Source organism: Jezberella montanilacus (assembly GCF_003003055.1).
GTDB lineage: Bacteria > Pseudomonadota > Gammaproteobacteria > Burkholderiales > Burkholderiaceae_B > Zwartia > Zwartia montanilacus.
This window is the reverse complement of record NZ_PVTV01000011.1, coordinates 27,197-50,496: the sequence shown is the minus strand read 5'-3', so window position 1 is coordinate 50,496 and position 23,300 is coordinate 27,197. Positions and strand designations below refer to the sequence as shown.

Genomic DNA, 23,300 nt, shown 5'->3' with positions numbered 1-23,300 from the left:
AAGATGATTGACAATACTAAAACTCGATATGGGCGCGTAAAGAATAGACATTGACCGGGCCGCGATCAGCGTTATAGCAAGGGTTTGCAATGCGCTGATAGTCGGCAGTCAACCATACTAGCGCTGTCACTTTTGCACTGTAGTACAACTCTGCGATGTTTTCACGCTTGTAGTTCAACCGACTGTCACCGCAAAAGAAATCCGACCCGCCCGCGCTCAAGTAGGCCTGGTTTGTGCTCGAGATCCCGTTTGACGCAAGGCCAATACCGATGATGTCGTCAGGTCTGCTCCATTGTGAGCCGCTTATCGACACACCACCAGAGATTGAATTGTTGATGTCAGTAAAAGAGTAACCCTCCGTCGCTCCATTATTCCAGCTCGCGCGCGCAAAGGCGCCAATGTCCTTGTTGATTGCCTGTTCCAGGCTTAAGCCAAAGCCGTACTTGACTTGCGTGGTGCGAATATTTCCCAGATCCGGGGTTGCACTGGATTGTGACGCGAAGTTCAACGCATCAGCGTAGTTGCCGAAGGCCGCTTGATTTCGAAACACCATTGCGCGAACTTTGCCGTCTTGAGCAAAAATTGAATGATCATGTTGAATCTCGAGCGTATCTGCATAGGATTGCAGCAAGTTTGTTGTTAACGCAAGGCCATTGGATTCAACCGGCAGCATACTTCTCGATGCTCTGAAGGCCCACTCATCCCAATACAGCTCACCCACCAGGCCGCGGGTATAACCGCGAGCGTCCGCTGGCAAATCCCAAGCACCCCAGTCAATAATTGACCAATTCAGAAAGTCTTTTTTGGGATCGTGCGCAAAGGTATTGCGGTCAAAGATGTCGACAATTGAATAGATACCGCCTGTAAAAACTAACCTGCGCCTGTCAACCGTATTGCCGAAGCTGTTGTATTCGAGATCAGGCCTCACCTGATCACCGCCCAAACCAATGGTTTGTCTGAAGAACGCTCGCGCGGTGTAGACAATCGGGCTGGTGAAGGCAGCTTTTTGTGCCTCGCCGTTGTAGACACCCGCCACGCCCAATAACCCAGAGAAGGGGATGCCTGAGCCAGTCTCTGGATTAAACCAGATCTCTGTGTCTTTCCAGGGCCTGAAGCCAACGAAGATTGTGCCCGTAAAGGTATACCCAGACTCATTACCACCATACAAACTCGATGGCCCGTTGTATGGGTCAGCAAACGAAGGATGTTTATCGCCAACATAGGTTGATTGCATCCCAAAATGAATCTGCGGATACGCTTCGGTGTCAGCAGCTCGCTCTGTCGTTAGGTCAGTCGCCTGGGCCAGACCTATCAACATAAACAAAAAACTGACTAACAACGGCAATTTAAGCATCGCCGAAATGTTAAATAGTGATACCAAAAATGCAGTACGACTTCGCATCAGATGATCCCCAATGTGCCATGACGCGGGTTTCCAAACAAAAATGGATTGTTTAGACCCGAAAGACTTGCTCTTTTAGTTTTTGTTGTTAGAGCGCTGGCGGTGCGCGCGAAAGATTTGCGCGCATAGTGGGTCGTACGATTGGTGGGAAATCTGTGCCTTCGAGTAGGCAGATCAAACAAAGCAACAATGGAATTAATAACACTGCCAGCTTCGGTGGTAAATCCAGTGCTTGGCTTGTGCCAATCGTTGCGCAAATTTCACAACGTTGATAGTCCTCACAATCAGCATGAAAATGCGATGCGCCCACAGCCTGCCAAACGAGTAGGCAAGCTATCGCAAATCCTAGGATCCATGAACGATGCGCGTTTGATTTAGCTATTTTCATTTACTGGAAATTCTATCAGATCTCTTTAGTAGCCTAAGTTTGAGCGTGTCAGGTGTCTGGCATGGATTTAATAAGCTGTATGTCGATCTAAGCCAACATCTTGTAATACGGTCGTTGAGATCTCCTCAATCGACTTGCTTGTCGTAGACAGCATGGGTATGCCATCTCGCCGCATCAGTCTCTCTGCTTCGGCCACTTCATATCTGCACTGTTCGATCGAGCAATACCTGCTGTCCGGACGTCTCTCGTGACGCACCTCTGACAAGCGATCTGGTTGAATGGTCAAGCCAAACAATTTAGAGCGAAAAGGCGTAATCGTTGTTGGCAGCGCTTGTCGCTCGAAATCCTCAGGGATCAGCGGGAAGTTCGCTGCCTTCACTCCATATTGCATGGCCAGGTATAAGCTTGTTGGCGTTTTGCCACAACGCGAGACACCTACCAGAATCACATCAGCTTGGGCCAATCCAGTCACAAATTGACCATCATCATGCGCCAGACTGAAATTGATGGCGTCGATCCGGCTTCGGTATTGCTTTGAGTTCACGCCTTTATGCAGCTTGCCCATTGAGTGGCTCGACTTCATGCCAAGGTTATGCTCCAGCGGTTCCACGAAAGCACCGAATAAATCCAGGAACAAAGCATTCCCTGTTTTGACTCTTGCTAAAACGTTTGGGTCAACCAGTGTAGTGAAAACGATGGGTACAGTGCCCTGATCTGCAGCAACTCGATTGATTCGTTGAACCACGTCGTCAGCTTTGCTAACGGTGTCGATAAAAGGCACTCTGACCTGTTTGAAACTAACTGATTCAAACTGCGAGAGCACCGAGTGACTAAAGGTTTCGGCAGTGATCCCGGTGCCGTCCGAGATGATGAAAACCGTCCGTGCAGTGGGGGTGTTGGCAACACTCATAAAAACCTTTTTGCGGGCAGGGATAGTACAATGTTGCTTTGCAATATACATCTTGTTGTCGCGATTTGTCTTTTTAGCCAAGCTTCGTTCGTGAGACGCAAGGCTAGTTCGGTCAGTCTGTTCTGTTTTAGTAAATCGCACACTGACCCAACTCGCTTTCTTATATTGTTAAAGGTGGTTCCATGTCCTACGTTATAGCTTTTGAGCAGCTCCGCATGACGGATGTTGACTCAGTTGGGGGTAAAAACGCGTCTCTAGGTGAAATGATCAGTCAGTTATCGGGTGCCGGCGTTCGGGTGCCTGGTGGTTTTGCGACAACCGCGCAGGCATTTCGTGATTTTTTGTCTGATACCGGTCTGGATAAGCGTATCGCTGATCGTTTGACGACACTTGACCCAGAGGACGTCCGCGAGCTCGCTGTCGCGGGCGCTGAAATTCGTGGATGGATCGTCGAAGCTCCTCTGCCCGAACGTCTTAACACCGACATTCGTACAGCCTTCGCAGGTCTGGATGCGGATGGGAAGGGTTCTTTTGCCGTACGCTCCTCTGCCACGGCAGAGGATCTGCCTGACGCCTCGTTCGCGGGTCAGCAAGAGACTTTTCTCAATGTCGTTGGTATTGATGATGTCATTGATAAAATCCGGCATGTCTTTGCGTCACTCTATAACGACCGCGCAATTTCATATCGGGTCCATAAGGGCTACGCGCATGCTGACGTTGCACTGTCCGCCGGTATCCAGCGTATGGTTAGATCGGACAAGGGCAGCGCAGGGGTCATGTTCACGCTCGATACCGAGTCCGGCTTTCAAGATGTTGTGTTCGTTACTTCCTCTTACGGTCTGGGCGAAACAGTCGTTCAGGGTTCAGTCAATCCTGACGAATTTTATGTGTTCAAGCCAAGTTTGGCTTCGGGGCATTTTCCTATCGTTAATCGCCGCATTGGCTCGAAACTGCTCAAAATGGAGTTCGATCCCGAGCGCACTGAAGGTCGGGCTGTTCGCACAGTTGATGTCCCTGTCTCAGAGCGTAATCGTTACTCATTGACAGATGACGAAGTCATTGAGCTATCCAAGTACGCCGTTACCATCGAAAAACATTACCAACGTCCGATGGATATTGAATGGGGGCGTGATGGTATCGATGGCAAAATTTACATCTTGCAAGCCCGTCCAGAGACAGTTAAATCTCAGCAGGCGGTTAATGACGTGCAGCAGCGTTATCGCCTGAAAGCGACTGGCGATGTCATCGTTACTGGCCGCGCGATTGGCCAGAAAATCGGCTCAGGACCTGTCAAAATCGTCGGTGACATATCCGAAATGGATCAAGTCCAACCTGGTGACGTCTTGGTTACTGATATGACGGATCCCAACTGGGAACCCGTCATGAAGCGCGCTTCAGCGATCGTCACTAATAGGGGGGGCCGCACTTGCCATGCTGCGATTATTGCTCGTGAGCTTGGCATTCCTGCCGTTGTGGGATGTGGCAATGCGACCGATCTGCTCAAACAGGGTCAGCATGTCACCGTGTCCTGCGCTGAAGGTGATGAAGGCCGTATTTACGATGGTCTGATCGAAACTGAAGTGCAAGAGGTCAGGCGTGGCGTGATGCCAGACATTGATGTCAAAATCATGATGAACGTCGGTAACCCGCAACTGGCGTTTGATTTTTCTCAAATCCCCAACGAGGGCGTCGGTTTGGCGCGTCTTGAGTTCATTATTAATAACAATATTGGTATTCATCCCAAGGCGGTATTGGATTATCCAAATATTGATCACGAACTCAAAGTTGCGGTTGAGTCGGCTGCACGAGGGTACGCCAGCCCACGTGCGTTCTTCGTAGAAAAACTGGCTGACGGTATTGCGACCATCGGCTGCGCTTTTTACCCGAAGCCAGTGATCGTTCGTTTGTCTGATTTCAAGTCTAACGAATATCGCAAACTGGTTGGTGGCTCGCGCTACGAGCCAGAAGAAGAGAACCCAATGTTGGGTTTCCGCGGTGCGTCGCGTTACATATCAGCTGACTTCGCTGAGTGCTTCAAAATGGAATGCGAGGCGTTAAAAAAAGTACGTGACGAGATGGGTTTGATTAACGTCGAAATCATGGTGCCCTTCGTGCGTACGGTCAAGCAAGCTGAACGTGTGATTGCCTTGCTAGCAGATCACGGTTTGGTTCGCGGTCAAAATGGGCTCAAGATTGTCATGATGTGCGAAGTCCCGTCTAATGCCATCTTAGCCGAGCAGTTTTTAGAACATTTTGATGGCTTTTCTATTGGCTCAAATGACATGACCCAACTGACACTTGGTCTGGATCGTGACTCTGGGATGGAATTGCTAGCTGCTGATTTCGATGAACGAGATGCAGCAGTGAAGTTTATGTTGACTCGCGCCATTCAGGCGTGCCTCAAAGCTGACAAGTACGTTGGAATTTGCGGACAAGGCCCAAGCGATCACTTGGATTTTGCTAAATGGCTGGTGGATGAAGGCATTTTGTCCATGTCGCTCAATCCCGACACAGTTGTCGATACTTGGCAAAAGCTAGCTGTCAAATAACTTGTCACGGCCAGAGCAGCGTGCCGGATGAAGCCAACCCCCCGGGGTTGGCTTTTTCAATCTTTCTGTCGGGTATCGTGCTTCATCAGCCGTTCTTTCTCGCGTGCCCAATCTTTTTCTTGTTGTGCGTCACGCTTGTCATGAAGTTTTTTACCTTTACCCAGGCCAAATTCGAGCTTGATACGACCATTTTTGTAGTGCAGGTTAATCGGGACGAGCGCGAATCCTTTTTGTTCGACTTTGCCGATTAATTTGCTGATTTCTTCTGCTTTAAGCAATAATTTTCTGGTGCGGGTTGAATCGGGATAGATGTGAGTCGAGGCTGAATTTAAAGGGCTGATGTGCATGCCTAAGAGCCAAAGTTCGCCTTCAAGAACGACGACATAGCTTTCTTTCAGCTGCGCACGACCGGCCCGTATTGCTTTGACCTCCCAGCCTTGCAGCACGATCCCACCCTCGAAGCGTTCTTCGATCAGGTAGTCGTGAAAAGCTTTTCGGTTTTCAATAATGCTCATTAATGCAATGTACCGGTAAAATCGACCATTTTAGCCCCTTGCTGTCAGTCTATGCATTCCGTTGAGCGTTCTGTCCTCCTACCCTATAGCGCAGCCCAGATGTTCGATTTGGTTGCAGACGTGTCCAGTTATCCGGATTTCATGCCGTGGTGCGGGGGCGCCAGCGTCAATGAAAACAGCGAAAGTGGCATGGTAGCGTCCGTCACCATTGCGTTGGGCAGCATCAAACAGACCTTCACAACACGCAATACCCATCAATACCCGGAGCATATTCATCTAGCGCTGATTGATGGGCCTTTCTCAGCCTTGACTGGGCACTGGCATTTTGTTCCCTTAGGTGATGAGGCTTGTAAAGTCGTTTTTAATCTTCAATACGAGTTTTCAAGCCGAACACTGGGTGCCTTGGTGGGACCTATCTTTAATCGTATTGCAAGCAGTTTTATTGACTCGTTTACCAAGCGTGCAGAAGAGAAATACGCGTGAATGCAGTCAGTCAAACCGTGCTCTGCTCGATGATTAACGTGACCATCTGTTACCCACAAGAAGATCAGAACTGGCAAGTCGATCTATCCCTTCAGTCAGGGAGTTGTGTTCAAGACGCGATCAATGCGAGCGGGGTTTTACAACAATTCCCGGCGCTTGATTTGGCTAAGAACGGCGTGGGAGTCTACGGTAAACTTGCCCGCATGGATCAGCTATTGAAAGAAAATGATAGGGTGGAAATTTATCGGCCTTTAACATTTGATCCAAAAATATCGCGAAGACGCCGTGCGATTCATCGTGAAAAAACACGCAATATTAAAAAGAAAGTACCGATAGATGATTTAACCAAGGTGTGATGTCCGTAAAACACAAAACAACAGAGACACGGGGGCAACATGAATTTCGAATTAAATGACGAGCAGTCAGCGTATGTCCAAGCCGCCAGAGAGTTCGCTCAGGGTGAGTTCGCCCCTCATGCAGCCGAGTGGGATGAGCAAGAAATCTTCCCCAAGGCGGCCTTTAAGAAAGCAGGCGAGCTGGGCTTTTGTAGTATTTACGCCTCCGAAGCAATTGGTGGTTTGGGATTGTCGCGGCTAGAGGCTGCCCTCATCTTTGAAGAGATGGCAGCCGCAGATCCTTCGACCACTGCTTTTTTAACGATTCACAACATGGTGACGTGGATGCTCGGTGAATGGGCGACACCAACGATAAAAGCCCAATGGGGCGCTGCGATGGCAAGCGGTGAGAAGCTAGGTTCTTATTGTTTAACAGAGCCTGGGTCTGGCTCAGATGCAGCGTCCTTGGTTACTAGAGCAGAGCTTGTGAACGACCAGTATGTGCTTAATGGCGCAAAGGCTTTCATTTCAGGGGCTGGCGATACTGATGTGCTGATTGTGATGGCTCGCACCGGCGGGTCAGGGGCTTCGGGTGTGTCATCTCTGGTGGTTCCAGCAGACTCACCTGGCATCACCTACGGTCGAAAAGAAAAGAAAATGGGCTGGAACAGCCAGAGTACTCGGGCGGTTGTTTTCGAAAATGTGAAAGTGCCTAAAGAGAACCTGCTGGGTAATGAAGGTGAGGGCTTTAAATTCGCCATGCGCGGCTTGGATGGTGGGCGCATTAACATTGCTACTTGTTCAGTCGGTGCCGCTCAAGGTGCCTTGGATGCTGCGAGGACCTATATGCACGAACGCAAACAGTTTGGTCAGCCGTTGGCAACGTTTCAAGCACTGCAATTTAAGTTGGCAGATATGGCAACCAACGTCGTCGCAGCGCGTCAGATGGTGCGCTTGGCTGCATGCAAACTGGATGCTGGCTCGTCTGACGCCTCGACCTATTGCGCAATGGCAAAGCGTTTTGCAACCGATCTAGGCTTTCAAGTCTGTCTGGATGGGCAACAATTACACGGCGGTTACGGCTATCTAAAAGATTATCCCCTTGAGCGTTTGGTAAGGGATACCCGAGTCCATCAAATCCTTGAAGGTACCAATGAGATCATGCGAGTCATCATCGCAAGACAACTTTTAGAAAAAGGAGCAGACATAAGATGAGCGATATTGTTTTATTTGAAGAACTGGTTTGTGAGGATGGCAGCAAGCTGGGTTTAGCCACACTGAATACTCCTAAAACCTTAAACGGCTTGTCGCTCGACATGAATCGCTTGCTGGCGGATCAATTCGAGGTGTGGGCTGCTGATGAAGATGTCGTTGCGATCTTGATGCGCGGTGCGGGTGACAAAGCTTTTTGTGCTGGCGGTGACTTGCATTCTTTGTATCACGCCATGACCGAACAGCCTGAGCAAAGCGCAACCGTGCAAGGCTATCCAGGTACATTTTTTTCTGAAGAGTACACGTTTGACTATCGAATTCACACTTTCCCCAAACCCATCATTGTCTGGGGTGACGGCATTGTGATGGGAGGGGGCTTAGGTCTAATGATGGGGGCAAGTCATCGTGTCGTCACTGAGACATCACGCTTGGCATTTCCAGAGATTACGATCGGTCTGTTCCCGGACGTGGGCGGCACGTGGCTGCTCAACCGTTTGCCCGGTAAAACTGGGTTGTTCTTAGGTTTAACCGGTGCGCAGATTAACGCGGCCGATGCGCTTTATGCTGGAATGGCAGATTATCACTTGCCACGGTCTACGTGGGATAGCATGATCGCCCAGCTCAAAACACAACCGTGGTCTCGATCCACCAGTGAGCAGGCTGGATCAGCCAATTCTAAGCTTGCTGCGCGGGTATGCAATGACAGCTTGATTCACCAGGTTCTGGATCAGCTCGGTTCGGAGCCAGCTCCAACGATTGGCTCTTTGCAACAGCATGCTCCGTTGATTCAGAAGCTTTGTAGCGGCTCAGATTTGAATGCCATCGTAAAGAACTTGCTTGCTTTAAGCGACAATCCGGATCCCTGGTTGCAACGAGCCGCCAAGACTTTGTCTGCTGGTTCGCCTGGCTCGGCGAGGCTCACCTTTGAGTTACTCAAGCGCATCAAACATGTCTCGCTGGCCGATGCTTTCAGGATTGAATTCGTCGCAGGCATGGGGTGTGCTGTGCACGGCGATTTTGCTGAAGGCATTCGCGCCTTGCTGGTTGACAAGGATAAACAGCCAAGATGGAATCCAGCGACGCTTGAGCAGGCAACAGCTGAGTGGGTGAGTAAGTTCTTTAGAGCGCCCTATTCACCAGAACAAGATCCTTTGCGAGCTTTGGGCACTTAAATTAGCACCAAGCCCAGGTAATCTAATCTACTTTAACGATAGGATAGGGCAACGCAAGTTGCTCTATTTTTATCTCTGAATAGCCTGCCAGGGAAAGACTGTCGCTATCCATCACAGTAAATGGCGCTTCGAATAAAAGATACGTTCGTTTTTCTGAATGAACCGCATTGATGACTCGGCCACAGGCTTGATTGTCATCCAGCGTATTGATGACATCGTCACCGGGGTTGATCGTCAAATGACTCTGTCCATCAGCTCCCTCAGTCGAAGTGGAAATGGTTCGTTCAATGAATCCGTAGGCCATACGGCGTTTTAATGTGCCGCGATAGTGGCTACGAGCAACGATTTCTTGTCCGGGATAACAGCCTTTACTGAAGCTGACCCCGTCAATCAGATCCAGATTGACCGTTTGTGGGATGAAAAGGTCCTGTGTTAGCGCTTCAATCCAAGGTAATCCAGCTTCCAGGTCGGCAAGATCCCAAGAGACTGATGGCTCTAATTGCAGCTGGTCAATTAACTGTTGTGCCTCACCCAGCTGTTGCGTATCGGCAATCCACCACCATCGCAGCGTCTTGGCATTAGATTGAGGGGCACAAATCCAATAGCCAAACTCGGATCTGCTTAGTTGATAAGGTTTGACTGGCAAAGAAACCTTAACGTGTTCGCTTAGCGCTGCCAGGTCGCTGGCTACACACGTAACACCCGATACCGTCAAGGCAACCGCTTGTGAAATCTTGACCTTGGCCCTCAATACAAACATTGATAAGCGTTTGATCACGCTGGCGAGGATGTCTGCACGCATGATTGCGAGTACCTTGGGTACGTCTTCCAAGTTAGCGTCAGCCTGGAAAAACACCCCAGAACCCAACAGCCGTCCTTGCGCGGTGCAATAGCCCGCTAGCCGTGCTTGGTCTGCAGCGGCACCTGCGAGGTCGTTGGTGAGTTGCCCTTGTAAAAAAGCTAGTGCGTCAGGCCCTGAGAAGGCGGTCACGGCCAGCGACGAGAGCGCGTGGCGTTTACCCAGAACCTTTGCAGGTTCAGATAACACATGGCTGGGCAAAACGTTTGAAACGGGTCGCATAGACTCAATCTTTTAAAAACGGCATTCCTGTGCCTATAAGGTCATCATACCAATTCAATTAAACTATCGGGCATGAATGCCTTGCTCAAATTATTCGCCTATCTGTTGGCGCTGGTCGTGATCATGGTCGCTGCAGCTGGAGGGGTAGCCTACCACTGGGCGACAGATAAACTCGCTTTACAGACACCATACGTAGACGTTCTTGTACCAGCGGGTAGTAATGCCGGAGCAATCGCCCGAATTATCAACCAGTCCGGCATTGATCTCGAGCCGCTCGCTTTCTCCTGGCTTGCTCGACTCAGTCGGTTAGACAAAAAAATTAAAGCGGGGGGTTATCAACTGAAGCAAGGCGATACCCCCTGGTCTGTTCTTCAGCGAATGGCTCAAGGCGATGTCAGCTCGCGCCAGGTAGCCTTGATTGAAGGGTGGACGCTTAAACAGATTTTCGCAGTTCTGGATGCTCAACCAGATCTAGTTCATCTACTGAAGAGCAAAGATGTCGACCAGATTATCCAGGCAACCGGGATCCAGCGTCCCTATGCCGAAGGTTTGTTTTTTCCAGACACCTATACCTACTTTGCTGGCACATCTGATGCTGAACTACTTGTCAGAGCCTACAAAACGCAGCAGATTATTTTAGAAAAGGCTTGGCAAGCAAAAGATCCAAATCTGCCGTATCAAAATTCCTATGAGGCGTTGATCCTTGCGTCCATCGTTGAGAAAGAGACAGGTATGGCTGGCGATCGCGGCCGTATTGCCAGCGTCTTTATTAATCGCCTTAAAGCGGGCATGCCACTTCAAACTGATCCAACGGTTATTTATGGGATGGGCGAGGGTTTCGACGGCAAGATCAGAAAAAAAGACTTACAAACCGATACCCCCTGGAACACGTATACGCGAACGGGTTTGCCACCTAGCCCCATTGCGAGCGTGAGTCGAGGCGCGCTTTACGCCAGCCTGCATCCCGATAAAACCAATTATTTTTACTTCGTTGCAAAGGGCGACGGTAGCAGCGTCTTTGCGAGTACGCTCGCTGAGCACAACAAAAACGTGGCGACCTATATACTGGGCAAGAAACCGTGAGTTTCAAGCGCGATATCTATTTATTGAGGGACGTATTGTGAAGCCAGGTAGCGGTCTTTTTTTGACACTCGAAGGCGTTGACGGGGCGGGCAAGAGCACCCATGTTGAATGGATTGTGAATCAGTTGCGTCAAGCCGGTTTGGATGTGATTTCAACACGTGAGCCGGGCGGTACTGAAATCGGCGAAAAGCTTCGCGAATTATTGCTGCACGATTCCATGCATCTCGAGACCGAAACCTTGCTGATGTTTGCTTCCCGAGCCGAGCTTTTACGCACAGTCATCGAACCCGCTTTGCAGGCGGGGCAATGGGTTGTTTGCGATCGTTTTACTGACGCAACGTTCGCCTATCAAGGTGGCGGCAGACAATTGGGCAGTGAGCCGGTCGCTGCTCTCGCGCAGTGGGTGCATCCGGTTACTAATCCTGACCGTACTTGGGTATTTGATGTGCCGCTCGAATTGGCGCGCGAACGACTCAATCGCACCCGTGACAGGGATCGTTTTGAGCTTGAAGCAGATTCTTTTTTTGAACGCACTCGTGCCGTGTATCAACAACGTGCTCTTGATTATCCTGAGCGTGTCATTTTAGTGGACTCGTCAAGAAGTATCGAACAAATCAGGCAAGTGTTGCGGTCCGATATTGAGATGCTTCTTGAGCGCCACAAAGGTTAGGCATGTCTCAAGCGGCTTTTCTTCCCTGGCAAACAGATCTGGCGACGCAGTGGCTAAGCAATAAAGAGCGCTTTGCTCACGCCTGGCTGATCCACGGCTTGACTGGCATTGGCAAGAGAGAATTTGCGCTGGCTGCCGCCTCTGCACTGCTATGCGAGTCTCCCAACAACAGCCTGGCTTGCGGAAATTGCCTGGCGTGCGGTTGGGTGGCCTTGGGTAATCACCCGGATTTAAAAAGAATTCGACCAGAGAGCGTGGCGGCGGAGGAGGGCGTAGCACAAGCCACCGACGCGGGGCTTGACGATATTGGTGAAGCCGTTGAAACGGGCAGTGCATCGAAGCGCGCCCCTTCTAAAGAAATACGCGTCGAACAAATTCGCTCGCTTGAGACTTGGTTCAATACGGGGACGCATCGATCTGGCTATCGCGTCGTGCTGATCTATCCGGCTGAATCCTTAAACGCCATTACGGCAAATACGCTACTCAAAGTGCTCGAAGAGCCAGCACCAAATACAGTGTTCTTGCTGGTTGCTGATGCACCAGATCGATTGTTAGCAACCTTGCTATCGCGTTGCCGACGTTTGCCGCTAGCAACACCTAGTCGCGCCGTCGCGCTTGCTTGGCTGACCAAGCAGGGAGTGAAAGCAGGCGAGCAATGGTTGGCCGCTGCAGGTGGTGCGCCGTTATTGGCGAAACGACTATCTGAACAGCGGCCTGAACCTTGCCCGCAGTGGCTTACTGGAATGATGGAAACCCTGGCAGCGCATCGGTCACTTGATGTTAGTCCGCTGGCAGATGCGCTCGCAAAGATGGCAGCTAGTGAATGGATAGATAGTTTGCAACGGCTGTGCGTCGATTTGTTGATGGCGGCAAATAATTTGCCCACACGGTATTTCCCTGGATTGGATCCAAGTGTGACGACGATCGCTGCGAACGCAGATGTCAGCGCGCTGAGTGATTTATCCTCTTGGATTGGTCAGCAGAGGCGTCTGGCCAATCACCCTTTAAACGCCAAACTTTTTGCACAGAGTATGATCCAGCGCGTCGCAGTCGCTTGCCGACCCAGCAAATTCCCCAAGAGCCCTTATGTACGTTGATTCACATTGCCACGTTGACTTCCCGGAGCTCGCCGCTCAGATGCCAGATATTCTGGCTCGCATGAAAAACAATCACGTTGATACCGCACTTTGTGTGAGCGTCAATTTGCCAAATTGGCCGAATTTGATCGCACTTGTCGAACGACATCCAGAGCTTTGGGCTTCCGTTGGCGTGCATCCTGACTACGAAGATACTATTGAACCAACGGTTGATGATCTCGTGTCAAGAGCCACGCATCCAAAAGTTGTTGCGATAGGCGAAACTGGCTTGGATTACTTTCGCTTAACAGGTGATTTGACTTGGCAACGCGATCGTTTTCGCCAACATATTCGTGCCGCTAGGCGGTGTGGTTTACCTCTCATTATTCACACGAGATCTTCAGCTGAAGATACCTTGACCCTCATGCGAGAAGAGGGCGCAGAGCAAGCTCGCGGAGTGATGCATTGTTTTACCGAGTCCTGGGATGTTGCCCGTGCTTCGATGGACCTTAATTTCTATATTTCGTTTTCGGGAATCGTGACGTTTAAGAATGCACTCGCTTTGCAGGATGTCGCAACTAAAATGCCGCTTGATCGCATATTGATTGAAACGGACTCGCCTTACCTTGCCCCAGTGCCATTTCGTGGCAAACTTAACGATCCCTCTAAAGTCATTTATGTTGCTGAAAAAATCGCTGAGCTTCGCGGCATTCCTGTCAGCGTCATTGAACAGGCTTCTACCGAGAATTTTTTCACCTTGTTCAACAAAATTTGCCATCAAGGTGCTTAGCGATGTTTACTACAATTAGGTTAGATAAAAATTTCCTAAAGACCATCATTGTTGCGGTATTGGTGGTTTGGGCAACTACAACAGGCTCAGCCGCGCTCGCCGCGCGCAAAGCAGACGTTTGGGTCTATATCACCAACGACCACGTTGACGATTTACGTACGATTTTGGCTCAAGGGCTTGATCCCAATATTAAGAACCCGAAAGGTGATATGCCTGCGATCATGCTGGCGGTGAAAGAGGGCTCATGGAAGTGTTTTGATCTTTTGTTTAACCAGCCGAAGATAAATCTGAATGTCCATAATGGGTTTAACGAAACCCCGATTATGTATGTCGCGTTTGTGGGCGATCTGGATCGAACGAAAAAGATGTTGGCTAAAGGCGCAGACGTCAACAACCTCGGATGGACTGCGCTGCACTATGCCGCGATGAAAGGCTATCCCGATATTGTGACTCTTCTCTTATCAAAAGGTGCCTTGCCGAATGCGCCAGCCCCCGATGGAAGCAGTCCCTTGATGATGGGGGTTAAAGGTAATAACTTCAAAGTCGTTCAAGCTTTGATTAACGCGGGGGCTGAACCCACTGCTCGAAACCTTGCGGGCGAAGATGCCATTGATTTTGCTGATAAATTAGGCCATCCTGACTGGGCCAAACAAATGACCAAGATTGCTGCCGATCGAAAAGCCAGAGCGATCGCTAAAGCAAAAAATGAGCCGAAAGAAGAGAGTGTTGAAGTGGGATCCGAATCACCAACTAAAGCTTCAACCGAAGAAAGCTCTAAAAATTAATGATCATTTTTACGGCGTTGAAGCCTTAGGACGAACATCTTTTAGCCTTTGTTAGCCGATTGCGGCAACAACTCGGGCCTTAGGATATCTGTTAACTGTCCGTAGGGAATAATCCACGACAGGCGGCCGAATTGACGTGGTGCCAAAATAACTGGATCGTAGCTAACCCTCAGACCACTATCTAGCAGGGCAACATTGTCGGTTGAGACGAAAGGCCAGATTTTTTTGAACTCGCTTACATTGCCGAGCTCATCGTCATGATCCTTCAACCACTGCTCATATTGGCGAAGAACCAGTTGCTGAAAGTCTTTCGACTTATCAGGCAATAGCATTCCCTCCAGCGTCACCAGCTGATCCGCGAGCGGCAACCAGTTCAAGTACTGTGTTGTTGAAAGTGCATCCCGATTGCCGCTGAAAATAACGCTATCTAATTGAATGACCACCAACTCTTTGCTGTTTCGGATGACCGACGATTCAAGCGTAACAGTCTGACCCGCTTTGGCGGTGCTTAAAAAATAGTTCTTAAACGCAATAATGGATCGGTGGGGGGGCTTTGACTCGCTGTCAACTTCACCTATCGCAGCAAGTGATTGATCTAAAAAAGCATTGATCTTAGGTTTGCCATCAAAAGCAACTAGTTTGACACTTACTTTTGAGCACTGATCCGGCTTACACCCAGAGGATGTGTTGCTACTTGTGATGACCTGATATGCATAGGTCTGCTGGCGGGCCGTCTGAGCAACGACCGATGGCAAGCGCAATGAACCTGAGGTAGCTTTGTCGGCTACCTTGACGTCTGCAGACGACAGATAGTGGTTGGCGCTCACATCTTCACGTTCACTTATTTGAGAAGACGGGGCCGTGCTGAGCGTAATGTTATCGCTCGCTTTATTAAACCACTGACTGCAACCAGTCAGTAACACGACCCAGCAAGCTAAACAAAAGATGAGCCGCAAGCTAAAACCACTCACGTGTCAACCAGCCTTCAGCGCTCTGGCGATGTCTTCACGGATCGAAGCAGGCGTGTCATTGGGTGCGTAGCGCTTCATCACATGGCCCTCTTGATCAATCAGAAACTTGGTGAAGTTCCACTTAATAGCTTCTGTTCCGAGTAAACCAGGCTTGCTGGACTTTAGCCACTGATAGAGAGGGTGCGCGTGCTCGCCGTTGACCTCTATTTTGGAGAACATCGGGAATTCAATCCCATAGGCCGTTTGGCAAAATGTCATGATAGACGCATCATCATCCGGTTCTTGGTTACCAAACTGGTCACACGGGAATCCCAAAACCACAAAACCTTGAGTGTGAAACTCGCGGTAGAGCTCTTGCAGACCAGCGTATTGCCCGGTAAAACCACATTTCGATGCAACATTGACGATCAAAGCGAGCTTGCCCTGATATTGAGCCAGGGCAACGTCTTGACCTTGTATTGATTTGGCTGTGAAGTCTTCGAGTTTCATGGGCATCCTTGTTTATGTTTTTAGCGCTGAGAAAGCTTCGATGGCGCGCAGACGACTACTTTTCAGGTCGACGATAGCTAAAGGATAACCCGCCGAAGTGCGGGCCAACTGCCCTGGATCATGTATTTCTTTGCTGGTTAAATGCGCGAGCTCTGGCAACCACTGACGGATAAATAGCCCGTCAGGATCAAATTTCTCAGACTGACTGACGGGATTGAACACGCGAAAGTAGGGGGCTGAGTCTGCTCCTGTCGACGCGCTCCATTGCCATCCGCCGTTATTGGCCGCAAACTCACCATCAATGAGATGACGCATAAAAAACGCCTCGCCCCATCGCCAGTCGATAAGCAGGTTTTTAGTCAGAAACATCGCAACGATCATACGCAGGCGATTATGCATCCAGCCTGTCGTGACGAGCTGCCTGATCGCAGCATCTACGATGGGAATCCCTGTTCTTGCCTCACACCAGGCTTGAAAATCTGCAGTTGCGTTGCGCCATTGCACCCCAGCAGTTTCTGGTCGCATCGGACGATGCATTGACAGCTCAGGGAATCCGAACATCAAGTGCTGGTAAAACTCTCGCCACAACAACTCCGTTACCCAAGTCGTTATCCCTTTGTCGCCAGTCTCGCTTTCGCCACCATTTACGCTCAGTGCTGCGTGGAAACATTGGCTGGCAGATATCAGACCAGCAGCCAGATAGGCGGATATTTTTGCCGTTCCATCAAGAGCGGGGTAGTTTCTAGCCGTTTCGTAATGACTCACACGATTGGTTAGAAATGACTCGATTCTGGCCTCAATCGCGTCATCATCTACTGGCCATGCCTGTTGTATGGATGTGGGCACCCCAGCAAAACCCTCAATGCTTTCGACTATTGGATCCGATGCAGGCAATCGTTTCGGTTGCTGCTTGGCCGGACACGGATAAAGTCGCAGAGGAGCTTGCCTGAGCTGGGTGCGGCATGCTCGGGCAAAGGGCGTGAAAACCTTATAGTAGGTGTCTGAGCCTGTTTTGATGCTGCCAGGCATCAACAACGTTGTGCCATGATGGCCGAGCAGGTTGATGCCGTGAGCACTTAATAGCTGATAGGCCGTCCGATCTCGTCTACGTTCATTTAGACCGTGCTCGCGGTTACAGTGCACTTCATCGATATCGTGAGCTTGAGCAAAAGCCAGCAGGGCTTGTGGTACGTCTGACCATAACGGGACAGTCAATATTTTTAGGGGGATGTTTAGCCGAGCTAATGCTTGTTCAAGCTCTCTTAAGGCACGCAACCACAGATCCACTTTTACGGGCGAATCGTTATGGATTTGCCACTGAGCCGCCGAAACAATGAACAAACCGATCGTTAGTCCGGATTCGGTGGCCTCAAACAGCGCTGGATTATCGTGGACCCGCAGATCAGTTCTGAACCAGCAAAGCTTATTTTTTATTGTCATGTTTCCATTTTTCGATCGCAGCCAAGGTGTTGGACACATGCTGGTCGGGGCTCATGCTGTTGTACGTGTACAAAACTTTATCATCTGGCGTAATGACATAGGAGATGCGGTCTGCAACGCCTGGCATCATGGTCATGGTGGCATCGTAGGATTTCATGATCTTTTTGTCTGCATCAGACGCAACAGCAAACTTGCCGCCGCAGGGGCCTTTTGAGAACTCTTTCAATTCAGGCATATTGTCACCGGACACCCCAATGACGGTCGCGTTTAATGCCTTAAACTTGTCTGAAGCTTCGGCAAACAAGTTAGCCTCGATCGTGCAACCGTGCGTAAAAGCCTTGGGATAAAAGTAGACCACGACAGGTCCTTTTTTTAGTGCATCCGCCAATGAAAATTCGAAAGAATCACCAGCGAAGGCTGCAGGGGCGTTAAATAGCGGGCCAGTCGCACCCGGTTTCAGCTCTGCCACGGCTGCATTGCTCAGGACGCACGCGAGCGCTGCCGACAGAAGACCGCTAGAACGGACATAATTTGTGGATTTCATTTTTTACCCCGATACGAGCAGGACGACCAAAACGGTAAAGTTCTAGGTTACAAGGGTAGCAAGTTTTTATGATTAAAGGGGATTGCATGAGCTCGACGCAAAAAAAATGGCTGATCGAACGTTTGTCGATCGTGTCTTTGACGATTTCTTTGTTTGGAGCGCAGTGCGTTTACGCTCAAGTCAGAGCGTCTGAGGAAGCAGATCCAGCGCGTTGGTCGCAAGAAGATACAACTATAGAGCAGCAATATGTAACAGCTCGAAAGGAGCTGGCAGCAGCCTATCAGATTAGTCTCACCGACTGTGCAAAACTGACCGCAATCGACAGACAGCTGTGTGTGAACGACGCCAAGCGAGACTATGAGCAAGAACTGAGTCTGCTTGGCTTTAGACTCGGGCCAACCAAATAGCAGCCTAAGTTTAGTTCAAGACGCCTCGCGAACCCCCCAGACTGAATCGGCCAGCACCTAAGAGCATGACCGCCAGGGCGCAGGCCAAAAACATAGCTTGAAGTTCAAGCCTCCAGCCGCCGCTATCGTTAATCTGTAAGAGTTGACTCATGTGCTGTAGATAAATCGCAATCAGCATATTGACTGCGATTGCAAAGCCACCGAAGCGCGTGAAAACACCGATAATGATGAGCGCTGGGGCGATTGCCTCACCAACAAACACCCCGTAGGCGATCCAAGAAGGCCAACCGATCTCGGTCACCATCGCAACGATCCCTGTAGCACCGGTCATTAACTTGGCTAGACCGTGCATAAAAATCAGAACACCCAGTGCTAGCCGGATGATCAATTTGCCAATGTCGTCCGTGCTTTGCATTTGTTCGATCCTCTTGGGGCGTACTCAGTCCCTGAGTACTTGTTTCAACTTATGTGTCTAATGTTAGCAGAGTCGTTTTGCTATGTAATTACATAAATGGGAGAGATTTTTAATTACAGTTGTTGATTGATTTCTATACAGTCTATTTTTAGTTGGCGATACGTAAATACCGCATAATGTATATTATGTAAAGTAATGTAACAAGTTGAAAATGATTGATAATGAGGGCAAGATGACTCATCCTCGCTTCTCCTTTCGCCCCATCTCTGTTGAGTCAATCCGAACACTGTTTACCAATCAAACCTTGTTCGTGGCCGCTTTGATCGGTGCTTTGGCTGCCTTGGCCACGATTGGTTTTCGCGAAGGCATTTTTTTTGTCGAACGCGTCGTCTTTGGACCCAACGATGGTCTCGTCAGTGTCGCCACCAGTCTTGTCTGGTGGCAACGATTGGTGTCGCCAGCAATTGGCGGCGTGATCGCTGGTTTGATCTTGGCCTACGCACGCCGACAACCGGATTTTCATGCTGGAGGCGACTATATGGAAGCTGCAGCACTTGGAACTGGGGATCTTGGGGTTAAACCTTCACTTTTAAGGGCTATTTCTGCTACCGCCACCATCGCTTCAGGCGGTGCAATCGGACGTGAAGGTCCCATGGTTCAGCTTGCCGCGCTAGCTGGGTCACTAATCGGGCGCTGGGCAGATATGCCAGTCCCAAGACGACGGCTATTTGTAGCCTGTGGTGCGGCAGCTGGTCTGGCGACTGCTTACAACGCACCGATCGCTGGTGCCATATTTGTCGCAGAAATTGTTCTGCGCTCTTTGCTTATTGAAACCCTGGGCCCCTTGCTAGTCGCCGCGTTTGTGTCAAATATCGTGGTGACAGAGATTTTTGGCTATGCCCCGGTTTACGATATGCCAGTCTTTGCCTTGAGCTCGGGCGGTTCGAGTGTCGTGCTCGCCACAATAGGCATTTTTGCTGGGCTTGTGGCACCCGCCTATTTATTTGTGTTGGATCGATCCCGCGAAGGCTTCAAACATTTGCGTACCCCACTTTGGGTCAAGCTTGGTTTAGGCGGCTTAATTGTCGGTGCAATTTCAATTTTAGAGCCGGGCGTCTGGGGCAATGGCTACAGCGTTGTCAATTCTATTTTGCAAGGTAACTGGCTATGGCAAAGCCTGTTGGCCATACTCGCGATGAAACTGCTAGCCGTCGCAGCAACGACTGGTTCTGGCGCTGTCGGTGGTATTTTCACTCCGACTCTGTTCGTAGGTGCCATTATTGGTGCTTTGTGCGGCGGTTTAAGCCACCTCCTCTGGCCAGAACTAATCCTGATACCAGCGGCCATCGCGGTCGGGATGGGGGCTTTTCTCTCTGCGTGTACCCACGCGCCTTTGATGTCAGTCTTAATGTTGTTCGAAATGACCGGTAACTATGGCGTTGTCGTGCCCTTGATGGCTGCGTGTATTGTCGCGTATTCCATCTCGCGGTCCCTGCACGTGAGCTCGATCTACCCAGTTATTCATACAGGCACTCAACAGTCCGCAGCGTTGACAATTGCGAGGGATTTATTGCACAAAGATCCACCGACCGTGTCGATCGCCCTAAGCACGAGAGAATTAGACGCCCAGTTTGTTAAATGGCGTTGGCAGCATATCTATGTCACGGACGAAAAAAATGGGTTTCTTGGAGCTGTCTCGTTACATGATTTTTCAGCTGCATTTAAAAATGTGTCTGATCTCGACGCCCCTTGGCCCTCTGATTTACTCATAAAAACATACCCTCATGTTACTGAACAGGCACCCATCTGGACGCTTATGGAAGTCTTTGCCAGACATCCGGGCGAGCGGCTCCCTGTGCTTAATTCGAATGCAATGCTGATTGGCTACATCACCAAGACAGACGTCGTGATGATGTTTCGTGACGTCGTTGCGACCACTTGATCCAACTCTGGGTTAAGCCATTGGTTGTCAGTTAAAAAGACGATCCAGGCGTCTGCAAAAAAGCCAATTCTTCCTCCGTAGACAATCTGCCAATTAATACATTCCGATGCGGATATCGGCCAAATCGATCAATAATTACTTTGTGTTTTAGCTCCGACTTCAGGCTCTCCTCTAAGCCCGGCGAGCCGAATAACGTCATTGCCTCCTGATGGATCAGCGGCGACTCGCTATGCATGAAAGGCATATAGAGGAAGGCTCGACAGGTCGGTGTCAATGCTTGATCCGCTTTTACGGCAATCGCCTGTCGTGCTAACGCCAAAGCAAGTGAGTCAGAGTCAAATGCCTGCGCCTGATCTCGGTAAATGTTGCGCGAAAACTGATCGAGCACAATGATTTCAGCAAGACGTCCTTCGGGCGTCTCGCGCCAGGTAAAAAGCTCGCAGCGCGCTGCCGCTGCGTGGACAGCTCCAAAGCGACTGGTGATTGCTAGATCAAACTCGCTGGATTTGCTCCACCACTGCTTAGGTGTGATCTCGTCAAACCAAAAAGTTAAGATGGATTCAGGTTTGTATTGCATGAGTCTCGTTCATCCCAGAGCATTGATTTTTCTGATTGTCGGCATGATACGCTGACACTGTTAAAGAAACGACCCCAGGTTTTAAGAGCATGTTTAAAGAATTGAACTATTGGCGACTCGCTGGCGCTTTGTTCGCTGTGACCGCAGTTATGTTAGATGCTTATGCGGCTCATGGCATTGATGATCCCAACATTAAGATGACTATCGAACGGGCTGCTAACTATCAACTCATCCACGCCTTCGCGTTGATCGTGGCAAGTCTATTTCAGGGCCGGCTCGCCTGGATAAGTTGTCGTTGTTTTGCTGTCGGTATAGTCCTGTTTTGCGGTAGCATTGAGTGCAAGTATTTGCTGCACTTCAACGATCTAGGCAAATTGGCACCTACGGGCGGTATTTTGTTGATGGTTGCTTGGTTAACACTAGGGTTGTGCACCGTGGCAAAATACCCGAGATAGTTTTTTATTCACCCTTAACTAGCTTAATCAAATGACGATACGAGACAAAGCATATATCGTGGGTGCCTACGAGCACCCCACCCGCAAAGCACCAGATAAGTCTGTCGCGCAATTACATGCCGAATCAGCCAAAGGTGCACTAGAGGATGCGGGTCTGAAATTATCAGACATCGATGGGTATTTCTGTGCGGGCGATGCGCCTGGCCTGGGAATGATTTCAATGGCTGACTACATGGGCCTGACCAACCTGCGCCATGTTGATTCAACTGAGACAGGTGGTTGTTCCTACTTGATCCACGTCTCACATGCCGCGCAGGCCATTGCAGCGGGTAAGTGCGACATTGCTTTGATCACCCTGGCAGGTCGCCCTCGCTCTGCTGGCGCTTCAGGTTTACAGCCTCGTAATTGGGGTGCCGATATTCCTGACGTACCTTTTGAGGCACCGTTTGGCCCTGTCACTGTTAACAGCTATGCAATGGTCGCTGCACGACACATGTATGAATACGGCACGACCGCCGAACAGCTTGCGTGGATCAAAGTCGCCGCTTCTCATCATGCGCAACATAACCCCCACGCTATGTTGCGTGACGTCGTTACTGTTGAAGATGTGTTGAATTCACCCTATGTCGCTACCCCACTTCATCGTCTCGATTGCTGTGTTGTGAGCGACGGTGGTGGTGCACTAATTGTTGCTCGTCCTGAGATCGCCAAGCAATTGAAGCGCCCTCTCGTCAAATTGCGCGGTGCTGGCGAGTCAGTAAAAGGCCAGCTTGGTGGCAATATTGATTTGACCTATTCAGGTGCACGTAAGTCAGGCGCAGATGCTTTTGCCGAGGCTAAAGTATCACACCAAGATATCAAGTACGCCTCGATTTACGACAGCTTTACCATCACTGTTTTGATGCAGCTCGAAGACCTCGGTTTCTGTAAAAAAGGTGAAGGCGGCAAGTTTGTTGCCGATGGCAACCTGATTTCGGGTGTTGGCAAACTGCCCTTCAATACTGACGGCGGCGGTCTTTGCAACAATCATCCAGCTAATCGCGGCGGTATCACTAAGGTGATTGAGGCCGTGCGTCAATTACGTGGTGAAGCCCACCCAGCTGTCCAGGTTAAAAACTGTGACATCGCTCTGGCCCATGGTACCGGCGGCCTCCTCGGCTCGCGTCATGGCAGCGCAACTTTGATTCTTGAGCGAGAATAATCATGTCAACAATGTTTCAAGCTAACCCCTTACCAGCCCCAGTCATTGAGCCAGGCACCGAGCCATATTTTGATGCTGCCCGAGAAGGTAAGCTGATGGTCAAATACTGCAAGTCCTGCAGTAAGCCTCATTTTTATCCTCGTACGCTCTGCCCTTTCTGCTTCGGCGAAACAGAATGGAAACAAGCAAAAGGCACAGGCACAATCTATTCTTTCAGCTTTATGCCCAAGGCAACGCCTAATCCTTATTGCATTGCCTATGTCACGCTCGACGAGGGCGTGACAATGATGACGCAGATCGCAGATTGTGATCTGGCGACGGTAAAAATTGGTCAGAAGGTGTCGGTTGTTTTCAAGCCAACGACGGCCGAGGGTGCACCTGTACCGATGTTTAAGCCAATTTAAGGTC

The 23,300-nt window shown here is 50.0% G+C and carries 25 protein-coding genes; 15 read left to right on the top strand and 10 right to left on the bottom strand.

Translation table 11 applies throughout. The features are described 5' to 3' along the window. Positions 1-16 precede the first annotated feature (16 nt). Together BCM14_RS01850 and ppsR are read right to left on the bottom strand one after the other, a co-directional pair. Positions 17-1,402, bottom strand: coding sequence for a carbohydrate porin (locus BCM14_RS01850; RefSeq protein WP_106226299.1), 1,386 nt, complete (start codon positions 1,400-1,402; stop codon positions 17-19). A gap of 455 nt (positions 1,403-1,857) precedes the next feature. Beyond that, complete coding sequence (gene ppsR / locus BCM14_RS01840; protein ID WP_106226297.1) at positions 1,858-2,700, bottom strand: posphoenolpyruvate synthetase regulatory kinase/phosphorylase PpsR; 843 nt, start codon at positions 2,698-2,700, stop codon at positions 1,858-1,860. A 182-nt stretch (positions 2,701-2,882) separates the two neighbouring features. Between ppsR and ppsA the strand changes: the two genes are divergently transcribed. Then, the gene (gene ppsA, locus BCM14_RS01835) at positions 2,883-5,249 is read left to right on the top strand and encodes a phosphoenolpyruvate synthase (RefSeq protein WP_106226296.1); all 2,367 of its coding nucleotides are present in this window, start codon (positions 2,883-2,885) and stop codon (positions 5,247-5,249) included. 56 nt (positions 5,250-5,305) lie between these two features. Here ppsA and smpB read toward each other — a convergent pair whose 3' ends face one another. Further along, a complete protein-coding gene (smpB, locus tag BCM14_RS01830) occupies positions 5,306-5,764 on the bottom strand; it encodes an SsrA-binding protein SmpB (protein ID WP_106226295.1) in 459 nt (152 codons plus the stop codon). A 51-nt stretch (positions 5,765-5,815) separates the two neighbouring features. Here smpB and BCM14_RS01825 point away from each other — a divergent pair, with 51 nt between their 5' ends. The 4 genes from BCM14_RS01825 to BCM14_RS01810 are packed head-to-tail and all read left to right on the top strand — an operon-like array spanning position 5,816 to position 8,966. Beyond that, on the top strand, positions 5,816-6,247 hold the full coding sequence (locus tag BCM14_RS01825) for a type II toxin-antitoxin system RatA family toxin (protein ID WP_106226294.1): 432 nt from the start codon (positions 5,816-5,818) through the stop codon (positions 6,245-6,247). After that, a complete protein-coding gene (locus BCM14_RS01820; RefSeq protein ID WP_259673375.1) occupies positions 6,244-6,603 on the top strand; it encodes an RnfH family protein in 360 nt (119 codons plus the stop codon). The genes BCM14_RS01825 and BCM14_RS01820 overlap by 4 nt, the downstream gene beginning before the upstream one ends. 39 nt (positions 6,604-6,642) lie before the next feature. Next, complete coding sequence (locus tag BCM14_RS01815) at positions 6,643-7,797, top strand: acyl-CoA dehydrogenase family protein (RefSeq protein ID WP_106226293.1); 1,155 nt, start codon at positions 6,643-6,645, stop codon at positions 7,795-7,797. Then, positions 7,794-8,966, top strand: coding sequence for an enoyl-CoA hydratase/isomerase family protein (locus tag BCM14_RS01810; protein WP_106226292.1), 1,173 nt, complete (start codon positions 7,794-7,796; stop codon positions 8,964-8,966). Before BCM14_RS01815 ends, BCM14_RS01810 begins: the two co-directional genes overlap by 4 nt. 22 nt (positions 8,967-8,988) lie before the next feature. On the opposite strand, the gene ygfZ is transcribed toward BCM14_RS01810, so the two are convergent. Next, a complete protein-coding gene (ygfZ, locus tag BCM14_RS01805) occupies positions 8,989-10,047 on the bottom strand; it encodes a CAF17-like 4Fe-4S cluster assembly/insertion protein YgfZ (protein WP_106226291.1) in 1,059 nt (352 codons plus the stop codon). A 72-nt stretch (positions 10,048-10,119) separates the two neighbouring features. Here ygfZ and mltG point away from each other — a divergent pair, with 72 nt between their 5' ends. The 5 genes from mltG to BCM14_RS01780 are packed head-to-tail and all read left to right on the top strand — an operon-like array spanning position 10,120 to position 14,451. Continuing rightward, on the top strand, positions 10,120-11,130 hold the full coding sequence (mltG, locus tag BCM14_RS01800) for an endolytic transglycosylase MltG (protein ID WP_106226290.1): 1,011 nt from the start codon (positions 10,120-10,122) through the stop codon (positions 11,128-11,130). Positions 11,131-11,167: 37 nt separating this feature from the next. Beyond that, a complete protein-coding gene (tmk, locus tag BCM14_RS01795) occupies positions 11,168-11,800 on the top strand; it encodes a dTMP kinase (RefSeq protein ID WP_106226289.1) in 633 nt (210 codons plus the stop codon). Positions 11,801-11,802: 2 nt separating this feature from the next. After that, the gene (gene holB / locus BCM14_RS01790; protein WP_106226288.1) at positions 11,803-12,897 is read left to right on the top strand and encodes a DNA polymerase III subunit delta'; all 1,095 of its coding nucleotides are present in this window, start codon (positions 11,803-11,805) and stop codon (positions 12,895-12,897) included. Next, positions 12,887-13,666 carry a TatD family hydrolase gene (locus tag BCM14_RS01785; RefSeq protein ID WP_106226287.1) on the top strand — a complete coding sequence of 260 codons (780 nt, stop codon included), beginning with the start codon at positions 12,887-12,889 and terminating at the stop codon, positions 13,664-13,666. The genes holB and BCM14_RS01785 overlap by 11 nt, the downstream gene beginning before the upstream one ends. 2 nt (positions 13,667-13,668) lie before the next feature. After that, positions 13,669-14,451: an ankyrin repeat domain-containing protein gene (locus BCM14_RS01780; protein WP_106226286.1), complete on the top strand. Its 783-nt coding sequence runs from the start codon at positions 13,669-13,671 to the stop codon at positions 14,449-14,451. Positions 14,452-14,492: 41 nt separating this feature from the next. Here the strand turns inward: BCM14_RS01780 and BCM14_RS01775 are convergent, their stop codons facing one another. The 4 genes from BCM14_RS01775 to BCM14_RS01760 are packed head-to-tail and all read right to left on the bottom strand — an operon-like array spanning position 14,493 to position 17,895. Further along, entirely contained in the window at positions 14,493-15,422 is a 930-nt protein-coding gene (locus BCM14_RS01775) for a DUF3298 domain-containing protein (protein ID WP_146129712.1), read from the bottom strand. A 3-nt stretch (positions 15,423-15,425) separates the two neighbouring features. Beyond that, entirely contained in the window at positions 15,426-15,911 is a 486-nt protein-coding gene (locus tag BCM14_RS01770; RefSeq protein ID WP_106226284.1) for a glutathione peroxidase, read from the bottom strand. A 12-nt stretch (positions 15,912-15,923) separates the two neighbouring features. Then, the gene (locus tag BCM14_RS01765; RefSeq protein ID WP_106226283.1) at positions 15,924-17,351 is read right to left on the bottom strand and encodes a cryptochrome/photolyase family protein; all 1,428 of its coding nucleotides are present in this window, start codon (positions 17,349-17,351) and stop codon (positions 15,924-15,926) included. Beyond that, complete coding sequence (locus tag BCM14_RS01760; protein WP_106226282.1) at positions 17,335-17,895, bottom strand: peroxiredoxin; 561 nt, start codon at positions 17,893-17,895, stop codon at positions 17,335-17,337. The genes BCM14_RS01765 and BCM14_RS01760 overlap by 17 nt, the downstream gene beginning before the upstream one ends. An 86-nt stretch (positions 17,896-17,981) precedes the next feature. Here BCM14_RS01760 and BCM14_RS01755 point away from each other — a divergent pair, with 86 nt between their 5' ends. Beyond that, entirely contained in the window at positions 17,982-18,302 is a 321-nt protein-coding gene (locus BCM14_RS01755; RefSeq protein WP_106226281.1) for a hypothetical protein, read from the top strand. 10 nt (positions 18,303-18,312) lie between these two features. On the opposite strand, the gene BCM14_RS01750 is transcribed toward BCM14_RS01755, so the two are convergent. After that, positions 18,313-18,717, bottom strand: coding sequence for a DoxX family protein (locus BCM14_RS01750; RefSeq protein WP_106226280.1), 405 nt, complete (start codon positions 18,715-18,717; stop codon positions 18,313-18,315). A gap of 211 nt (positions 18,718-18,928) precedes the next feature. Here BCM14_RS01750 and BCM14_RS01745 point away from each other — a divergent pair, with 211 nt between their 5' ends. Further along, positions 18,929-20,659, top strand: a complete 1,731-nt coding sequence (locus BCM14_RS01745) for a ClcB-like voltage-gated chloride channel protein (protein ID WP_106226279.1) — start codon at positions 18,929-18,931, stop codon at positions 20,657-20,659. Between the two features lie 31 nt (positions 20,660-20,690). Here BCM14_RS01745 and BCM14_RS01740 read toward each other — a convergent pair whose 3' ends face one another. Continuing rightward, positions 20,691-21,236, bottom strand: coding sequence for a DUF924 family protein (locus tag BCM14_RS01740; RefSeq protein WP_106226278.1), 546 nt, complete (start codon positions 21,234-21,236; stop codon positions 20,691-20,693). 89 nt (positions 21,237-21,325) lie between these two features. Here BCM14_RS01740 and BCM14_RS01735 point away from each other — a divergent pair, with 89 nt between their 5' ends. The 3 genes from BCM14_RS01735 to BCM14_RS01725 are packed head-to-tail and all read left to right on the top strand — an operon-like array spanning position 21,326 to position 23,296. Next, positions 21,326-21,691 (top strand): DUF423 domain-containing protein, encoded by a 366-nt coding sequence (locus BCM14_RS01735; protein WP_106226277.1) that lies wholly within the window; start codon positions 21,326-21,328, stop codon positions 21,689-21,691. Positions 21,692-21,722: 31 nt separating this feature from the next. Beyond that, complete coding sequence (locus tag BCM14_RS01730; RefSeq protein WP_106226276.1) at positions 21,723-22,892, top strand: thiolase family protein; 1,170 nt, start codon at positions 21,723-21,725, stop codon at positions 22,890-22,892. 2 nt (positions 22,893-22,894) lie between these two features. Beyond that, a complete protein-coding gene (locus tag BCM14_RS01725; protein ID WP_106226275.1) occupies positions 22,895-23,296 on the top strand; it encodes a Zn-ribbon domain-containing OB-fold protein in 402 nt (133 codons plus the stop codon). Positions 23,297-23,300 lie beyond the last annotated feature (4 nt).

Bases quoted from the DNA above. Each gene is read 5' to 3' on its own strand.
- BCM14_RS01740 (WP_106226278.1), bottom strand. From the start codon at position 21,236: ATGCAATACAAACCTGAATCCATCTTAACTTTTTGGTTTGACGAGATC.
- mltG (WP_106226290.1), top strand. From the start codon at position 10,120: ATGAATGCCTTGCTCAAATTATTCGCCTATCTGTTGGCGCTGGTCGTG.
- BCM14_RS01810 (WP_106226292.1), top strand. From the start codon at position 7,794: ATGAGCGATATTGTTTTATTTGAAGAACTGGTTTGTGAGGATGGCAGC.
- BCM14_RS01765 (WP_106226283.1), bottom strand. From the start codon at position 17,351: ATGACAATAAAAAATAAGCTTTGCTGGTTCAGAACTGATCTGCGGGTC.
- BCM14_RS01735 (WP_106226277.1), top strand. From the start codon at position 21,326: ATGTTTAAAGAATTGAACTATTGGCGACTCGCTGGCGCTTTGTTCGCT.
- BCM14_RS01770 (WP_106226284.1), bottom strand. From the start codon at position 15,911: ATGAAACTCGAAGACTTCACAGCCAAATCAATACAAGGTCAAGACGTT.
- BCM14_RS01785 (WP_106226287.1), top strand. From the start codon at position 12,887: ATGTACGTTGATTCACATTGCCACGTTGACTTCCCGGAGCTCGCCGCT.
- BCM14_RS01730 (WP_106226276.1), top strand. From the start codon at position 21,723: ATGACGATACGAGACAAAGCATATATCGTGGGTGCCTACGAGCACCCC.
- BCM14_RS01760 (WP_106226282.1), bottom strand. From the start codon at position 17,895: ATGAAATCCACAAATTATGTCCGTTCTAGCGGTCTTCTGTCGGCAGCG.
- BCM14_RS01850 (WP_106226299.1), bottom strand. From the start codon at position 1,402: ATGCGAAGTCGTACTGCATTTTTGGTATCACTATTTAACATTTCGGCG.
- BCM14_RS01780 (WP_106226286.1), top strand. From the start codon at position 13,669: ATGTTTACTACAATTAGGTTAGATAAAAATTTCCTAAAGACCATCATT.
- ygfZ (WP_106226291.1), bottom strand. From the start codon at position 10,047: ATGCGACCCGTTTCAAACGTTTTGCCCAGCCATGTGTTATCTGAACCT.
- BCM14_RS01815 (WP_106226293.1), top strand. From the start codon at position 6,643: ATGAATTTCGAATTAAATGACGAGCAGTCAGCGTATGTCCAAGCCGCC.
- BCM14_RS01745 (WP_106226279.1), top strand. From the start codon at position 18,929: ATGATTGATAATGAGGGCAAGATGACTCATCCTCGCTTCTCCTTTCGC.
- holB (WP_106226288.1), top strand. From the start codon at position 11,803: ATGTCTCAAGCGGCTTTTCTTCCCTGGCAAACAGATCTGGCGACGCAG.
- BCM14_RS01725 (WP_106226275.1), top strand. From the start codon at position 22,895: ATGTCAACAATGTTTCAAGCTAACCCCTTACCAGCCCCAGTCATTGAG.
- ppsR (WP_106226297.1), bottom strand. From the start codon at position 2,700: ATGAGTGTTGCCAACACCCCCACTGCACGGACGGTTTTCATCATCTCG.
- smpB (WP_106226295.1), bottom strand. From the start codon at position 5,764: ATGAGCATTATTGAAAACCGAAAAGCTTTTCACGACTACCTGATCGAA.
- ppsA (WP_106226296.1), top strand. From the start codon at position 2,883: ATGTCCTACGTTATAGCTTTTGAGCAGCTCCGCATGACGGATGTTGAC.
- BCM14_RS01750 (WP_106226280.1), bottom strand. From the start codon at position 18,717: ATGCAAAGCACGGACGACATTGGCAAATTGATCATCCGGCTAGCACTG.
- BCM14_RS01755 (WP_106226281.1), top strand. From the start codon at position 17,982: ATGAGCTCGACGCAAAAAAAATGGCTGATCGAACGTTTGTCGATCGTG.
- BCM14_RS01825 (WP_106226294.1), top strand. From the start codon at position 5,816: ATGCATTCCGTTGAGCGTTCTGTCCTCCTACCCTATAGCGCAGCCCAG.